The organism is Aerosakkonema sp. BLCC-F183, from assembly GCF_041929145.1.
GTDB lineage: Bacteria > Cyanobacteriota > Cyanobacteriia > Cyanobacteriales > Aerosakkonemataceae > Aerosakkonema.
In genome coordinates, this window is record NZ_JBHFNU010000059.1 from 1 (window position 1) to 7842 (window position 7842).

Here is a 7842-nt window from a genome sequence, read left to right on the forward strand (position 1 = left end):
TTACATCTTAGATCGGAACGGACAGCCTGTACCGATTGGCGTTCCGGGTGAGTTGTATATCGGTGGTGCTGGTTTAGCACGGGGATACCTCAACCGTCCCGATTTGACTAATGAGCGGTTCAAAAGCAACCCCTTTAGTGACTCTCCCACTGAACGCCTTTATAAAACTGGAGATCGGGTTCGCTATCTGCCCGATGGTAATATTGAATACCTCGGTCGGATAGATGACCAAGTGAAAGTTCGCGGTTTTCGGATCGAACTTGGAGAAATCGAAGTAGCACTTAGTCAACATCCAAACTTACTGTCTGTTGCAGTCTTGCTTCGAGAAGATATTCCCAGCCAAAAGAGTCTGGTCGCTTACGCTGTCCCACTTCAGGAACCTGCGCCCACCTTTGGTGACCTGCGGCATTTTCTGAAAGAGCGACTACCAGACTATATGGTGCCTAGTGCTTTTGTAATTTTGGAGTCCTTGCCACTGACCCCCAATGGCAAAGTAGACCGCAAATTATTACCAGCACCAGACCTCAAGAGTTTAATTGAAAAAGCAGAGTTTGTAGCTCCTCAGACTCCAACAGAAGAATTAGTAGCATCTATCTGGGCTGAGGTTTTGGGAGTCGAGGAACTCAGCATCAATGACAACTTTTTTGAATTAGGTGGGCATTCCTTACTGGCAACTCAATTGCTCTCAAAACTAAGTTACCATTTGGGGTTAAATCTGCCCTTATATAAGTTTTTTGAAGCTCCAAGTGTAGCTGATTTTTCAAGCTACATTGAAGCCATTTCTTGGGCAACCCAAAATATTGAAACTAGCACCAATAATCTAGAGGAGGTAGAATTTTAATGAATACCATTGAGTTTATTAATCATTTACGCAAGTTAGATATTAACCTGTTTTTGGAAGGGGAACGCCTCCGTTGCAAGGCTCCTGAAGGGACTCTTACCCCTGCTCTCAAGTCGGAAATTAGCGATCGCAAAGCAGAAATCATCTCATTTTTGCAACAAGCTAATCTTCAAGCTAAAGCCACTGCGATCGCTCCGATATCCAGAACAGAAAACAGCACCTTTCCTCTTTCCTTCGCTCAAGAGGGACTTTGGTTCCTCTACGAACTCCAGCCTAACAGCCCGTTTTATAACATTCCTCTTAACTTGCATTTTAGCGGTCAACTCGATATTGCGGCTTTGGAGTCGAGCTTACGATTATTGATCGCCCGTCATGAAATATTACGCACTAACTTTATTACCGTAGATGGAAAACCTGCTCAAGCCATAAATGCGACTAGAGATTTTACTTTACCAGTCGTTGATTTGCGTTCTTTGCCAGCTAGTCAACGGGATTTAGAGTATCAGAAATTAGCTTCTCTTGCAATTAGCCATGTATTTAATCTGTCTAAAGATTCTTTAATAAGGGCAGAATTAGTTCAGCTTATCCCAACAGAAAATGTTTTACTGCTGACAATTCACCACATTATCTTTGATGGTTGGTCTGTCAATATTTTTATTCAAGAACTTACGACTATTTACTCGGCTTTGGTTGAACAAGGTAAACCCCATTTACCTGAAATCAATCTTCAGTATGTAGACTTTGCTGTGTGGCAGAAGCAGTGGTTGCAGGGAGAAGTTTTAGAGTCTCAACTTGCTTACTGGCAACAAAAACTAACAGGAATGCCAGCATTGTTGGAACTACCAACAGATCGTCCCCGACCTGCCGTACAATCCTTTCGCGGAGAAACCCTGTTCTTTACGATTGAATCTGACATTAGTGAAGCCCTCGTAAATTTGAGTCAGCAACAGGGAGTTACACTCTTCATCTTACTCCTTACTGCATTTAAAGTATTGCTCTACCGCTACACCAATCAACCCGATATTGTGGTTGGTTCTCCATCCGCCAACCGCCAAAACCCTCAAATTCAGGGAACGATCGGATTTTTTGTTAATAATTTGGTACTCCGCACAGATTTATCAGGCAATCCTACCTTTCTCCAGTTATTACAACAAGTTAAAAAAATTGTCCTAGAAGCGTATGAGCATCAAGATTTACCTCTTGATAAGATAGTAGAAGCATTACATTCCGAACGGAATTTAAGCTACTCTCCTTTGTTTCAAATAGTCTTCGCTTTAGAACATGAAACGGCCTCTAATATTATCCTCCAAGATTTAACAATTAACACATCTGAGCCTGGAGTTAATCAAACAGCTAAGTTAGATTTAAGCTTGTCGTTGCATAAAACTGAGCAGGGATTGATAGGGGGATTTGAATATAGTACAGATCTCTTTAATGCCACAACCATTACCCGAATGATAGAACATTGGCAAACGTTGTTGGGGGGTATTATAGCGAATCCACAACAAAGGCTATCAGATTTACCCATTTTGACAGCGATTGAACAACACAAATTATTAGTGGAGTGGAATCAAACCCAACAGGACTATCCGAATAATCTATGTATTCATCAATTATTTGAAGCACAAGCAGAACAAACGCCAGATGCCATAGCAGTAATTTTTAAAGACGAACAGCTAACCTACCGAGAACTCAACACCAAGGCTAACCAATTAGCACACTATTTACAAGCACTGGGGGTAAAACCAGAAACACTGGTAGGTATCTGTGTCGAACGTTCCTTTGAGATGATTGTAGGAATCTTAGGCATTCTCAAAGCTGGAAGTGCTTATCTCCCCATAGACCCTGCTTATCCTTCTGAGCGCATCGCCTATATGCTCGATGATTCGCAGCTACCAGTTCTATTAACTCAAAAACAACTTGTTACCTCGTTACCAGAGCATCAAGCACGGATAGTCTGCTTGGATGCCGATTGGGAAGAAATCTCTACAAGAAGTGAACAGTCTCCCATCACTGGCGTGACGCCGGAAAACTTGGCTTATGTCATTTATACTTCCGGTTCAACTGGAACGCCTAAAGGAGTTAAAGTCGCTCACCAAGGATTGTGCAATCTAGTTCAGACACAAATCAAGCTGTTTGACGTGCGGCCAGATAGCCGCGTTCTCCAGTTTGCTTCGGTTAGCTTCGACGCTTCTATCTGGGAAATTGTGATGGCTCTTTGTGCGGGGGGCAAGCTATGTCTTGGAACGCGGGAAGAATTGCAACCGGGGCCAGCATTGCTCCAGCTATTGCAAGAGCAAAAAATTACCCATGCTAACTTTGTGCCATCTGTGCTTGCGGCTCTGGCTGATGAGGAATTACCGACTTTAGAGAATATTGTCGTAGGCGGAGAAGAGTGTCCTCCTTCTTTGGTTGAGCGATGGGCAAATGGACGGCGCTTCTTCAATCTCTACGGGCCAACTGAATCTACTGTCTGCGCTACCATTGCACAATGCTTTAAAGGTACAGGAACACTATCAATTGGACGACCGATTGATAATACTCAAGTTTATATTCTCGATCGCCATAAACAACCCGTTCCGATCGGTGTTCCCGGAGAACTCCACATTGCAGGTGTGGGACTATCCAGAGGCTACCTTAACCGTCCTGATTTAACTGAAGAAAAATTCATCCTCAATCCTTTTAGCAATCAACCCTCTTCTCGCCTCTACAAAACAGGTGACTTAGCCCGTTATCTCCCAGACGGCAACATCGAATACCTCGGACGCATCGACAACCAAGTAAAAATCCGAGGCTTCCGCATCGAATTAGGCGAAATCGAAAGTGCCATCTCTCAACACCCATCAGTCGAACAAACAGTAGTCATCGCCACCGAAAACAAAGCTGGCAACAAACAATTAGCAGCTTATATCGTCCCCCAACCACAAACAGCACCACCAAGCAGCGACCTGCGAAACTTCCTCTTTCAAAAACTCCCCGATTACATGATTCCAGCCACCTTCATCACGCTGGAAACTCTTCCCCTCACCCCTAACGGCAAAATAGATACCAAAGCCTTACCCAAACCAGAAACAGTACATCAACAGCTAGCCACAACCAAAGTCCCTCCCCAAACACCCACCCAAAAAATCCTTGCCACCATTTGGGCAGAAGTTCTCCAAATACAAGAAGTAGGCATCCACGACAACTTCTTTGAATTAGGCGGAGACTCCATCCTCAGCATTCAAATTATTGCCCGTTGCCATCAAGCCAATCTCCAACTCACTGTCAAAGATTTATTTCAACACCAAACCATTGCCGAACTAGCCCAAATTGTCACCCCCGCAGTAGAAATTACAGCCGAACAAGGTTTAGTTAGTGGCATCGTACCACTAACCCCAATCCAACACTGGTTTCTCGAACAAAACTTACCCGAACCTCACCACTTTAACCAATCATTCCTATTTGAAATATCCCCTGACTTAAAACCTGAACTCTTGCAGCAAGTCCTCCAACAATTGCTGCAACATCACGATGCCCTACGCCTGCGGTTAATTCCCAACGGTGAAACTTGGCAACTTCTTAACGCCTCCACTGAAGAGAGCGAAATTTTCAGCACGATCGATCTATCCCAAATAGCTCCAACCGAACAAATTGCCACCATTGAAAGCACAACTAACCAACTACAAGCCAGCCTAAACCTCTCAAAAGGCCCAATTCTCCGCGTTGCTTTATTTCATCTAGGTTCTCACCAACCTAATCGTCTATTAATTATCATTCATCACTTAGCAGTCGATGGCGTATCCTGGCGGATTTTGTTAGAAGACTTAATCGCAGCCTACCAACAACTCAGTCTAGGAGAAACAATTCAATTACCAGCCAAAACCACTTCCTTCCGAGATTGGGCAGTCCGACTAACAGAATATGCAAAAACTCAAACAGCACTAGCAGAACTCGATTACTGGCTAACTCAATTAAACTCTCACAATTCTCCGCTACCAGTAGACTATCCTACTGAAATAGTAGAAAATCAAATCGCCGACACCGCCGAAGTAACAGTATCCCTAAGTGCAGCACAAACCACTGCTCTACTCAAAGAAGTTCCTTCCGCTTACAATACCCAAATTAATGATGTCCTATTGACCGCTTTAGTACAAAGTTTTGCCCAGTGGACAGGACAAACCTCCCTGTTAATTGACTTAGAAGGACATGGCAGAGAAGAATTATTTCCAGATATCAACTTATCGAGAACAGTCGGTTGGTTTACCAGTATATTCCCGGTCTTATTAAAGTTAGAACAAGCTGAATCTCCTGGGAAATCACTCAAATCCATCAAAGAACAACTGCGCTACATTCCCCAACGCAGGATAGGTTATGGAATAATTCGCTATCTCAATGAGGATGAAACCACCCGCCAGCAATTACAACAACTTCCCCAAGCACAGGTAAGTTTTAACTATCTGGGTCAATTCGACCAAATGCTGTCAGCATTTCCGATATTGGGATTAGCGAAAGAATCGAGCGGCTCTCCAGTTAGTTTACAAGGGAATCGCTCTCACTTAATAGAGATAGATGGATTTGTGGCAAATGGTGAACTCCAACTAAGTTGGGCTTACAATACGAAAATTCATCAAAGTGCCACAATTGAGCGTTTAGCTAATAGTTTCATAGAAGTCTTAACCGCGATTATTTCCCACTGCTTGTCGCCAGATACTTTTGGTTATACACCGAGTGATTTTCCTGATGCTGACTTAACTCAAGCAGAACTTGACGAGTTAGTAGAGTCGTTAACACCCAGAACACTTCTCGAATCCATCTATCCCTTATCGCCTATGCAAGAGGGGATGCTCTTTCATACTTTGTATTCTCCTAATTCTGGCGTGTACTTTGAGCAGTTTGTTTGTACTTTGAGCGGAAATATTCAGGTTTCAGCCTTTGAACAAGCTTGGCGGCAAGTGGTAGAACTTCACCCAGTGCTGCGGACTTTCTTTGTGTGGAGAAATCGCCAATATCCGCTTCAGGTTGTGTGCAAGTCGGTCAATTTACCTTGGCATATTTATGACTGGCGTTCTCTATCTTCAGGAGAACAAAAAGAACGTTTGTCGGCTTTCTTAGAGGCTGAACGAGAGCAGGGTTTTGAGCTTGACAAAGCACCATTAATGTGTTGCACTGTCATTCAATTAACTGACGATCGGTATCAGTTTATTTGGAGCAATCATCACTTGTTGATGGATGGTTGGTGTTTGCCGATTGTCCTCAAACAAGTCTGGGCTTTTTATGAAGCTTTTAACCGAGGTGAGAATCTATATTTAGATGCCCCGCCTCCTTACCGAAATTATATTGCTTGGCTGCGACAGCAAGACAGTGAAGCTGCTCAAAAGTTTTGGCGCTCACAACTTGCAGGTTTTAGGGCTCCTACTCCTTTGATGGTAGATAAATCGGTGGAAAATTTATCCCAAGAGAAGGATATCTATGATGAGCGGGATATTAAGTTACCAGCAACGCTAACAGAGGCACTCAAGGAATTTGCTCGGCAACATCATTTAACTTTGAACACTTTGGTGCAAGGAGCTTGGGCGTTGCTGCTGGGTCGCTACAGTGGGGAATCAGATGTGGTATTTGGAGCCACTGTATCGGGACGCCCTCCGGCTTTGTCAGGGGTGGAATCAATAGTGGGGCTGTTTATTAACACTTTGCCTGTGCGAGTGCAGATATCTCCTGAAACTGAGTTGTTACCTTGGCTAAAACAATTGCAGGCGCAGCAAGTTGAGCGCGAGCAGTATTTTTACAGTCCGCTAGTAGAAATTCAGGGGATGAGTGATGTCCCCAGGAACCAGCCTTTGTTCAATAGCATTGTGGTGTTTGAAAATTATCCACTAGATTCCTCTTTATTAGAAGGTCAGGGGAGTGTAGAAATTAAAAATGTTGGAGGTTTTGAAAGAACGAATTATCCTTTGACTCTTGGAGTTGTTCCTGGTGAGGAGTTGTCTATTCAAATTAGTTACAATACAAACCGATTTGATGATGATACTGTCAGCCGGATGATGGGGCATTTACAGGCTTTGTTGTCGGGAATTGTTGCTTATCCTAGCGGGCGCGTTGATGAATTACTACTGTTGACTCCAAAGGAGAAGCAGCAGTTATTAGTAGATTGGAATGATACGACAAAAGAATATCCCCAGGATAAGTGTATTCATCAGTTGTTTGAGGAGCAAGTTGAGCGTACACCGGATGCGGTAGCCGTAGTATTTGAAGGGGAAAAACTAACTTATCGAGAATTGAATGCAAAAGCAAATCAATTAGCACATTACTTACAAACTTTAGGAGTCAAACCAGACGTTTTAGTAAGCATTTGTGTAGAACGCTCCTTTGATACGATCGTAGGAATCTTAGGAATTCTCAAAGCTGGCGGTGCTTACGTTCCACTTGACCCAGCATATCCAAAAGAACGTTTGGCTTTTATGCTGGAAGACTCCTCAGTACCAGTGCTACTCACCCAACAGAAGCTGGTCGAGAAACTTCCCCCTTACTCTGCCCGTGTTGTCTGCTTAGATTCTGATTGGGAAGAAATTGCTTTCCATAATCAAGAAAACCCTTCGAGTCCAGTCAAGCCAGAAAACCTAGCCTACGTTATTTACACATCAGGGTCTACTGGAAAACCCAAAGGTGTTTTAATTGAACACAGGTCGCTAGTTAACTACACTGCGGCTGCGATCGCTGAATATCAAATAGAGGAGTCAGATCGCATTCTTCAATTCTCCTCAATTAGTTTTGATGTCAGTGCTGAAGAAATTTATACCAGCCTAACTTCTGGTGCAACACTTGTATTGCGTACCGATAGAATGCTTTCCTCAATTGATGGATTTTTGCAGCAGTGCCACAACTGGGAAGTAACTGTACTTGCTTTGCCGACAGCTTACTGGCATGAATTGACCGCTTTCTTGAGCCAAAGAACTCTTGCATTACCCCCTTCTTTACGTTTGGTCATTCTTGGCGGAGAAAAAGCACTGCCAGAACGACTG

At 43.5% G+C, this 7842-nt stretch carries 2 protein-coding genes; both read left to right on the forward strand.

The features are described 5' to 3' along the window. Positions 1-841: phosphopantetheine-binding protein (locus ACE1CD_RS17215; RefSeq protein ID WP_374793764.1), on the forward strand; the 841-nt coding region annotated here is incomplete at its 5' end. Then, positions 841-7842: amino acid adenylation domain-containing protein (locus tag ACE1CD_RS17220; RefSeq protein ID WP_374793765.1), on the forward strand; the 7002-nt coding region annotated here is incomplete at its 3' end. The genes ACE1CD_RS17215 and ACE1CD_RS17220, both read left to right, overlap by 1 nt.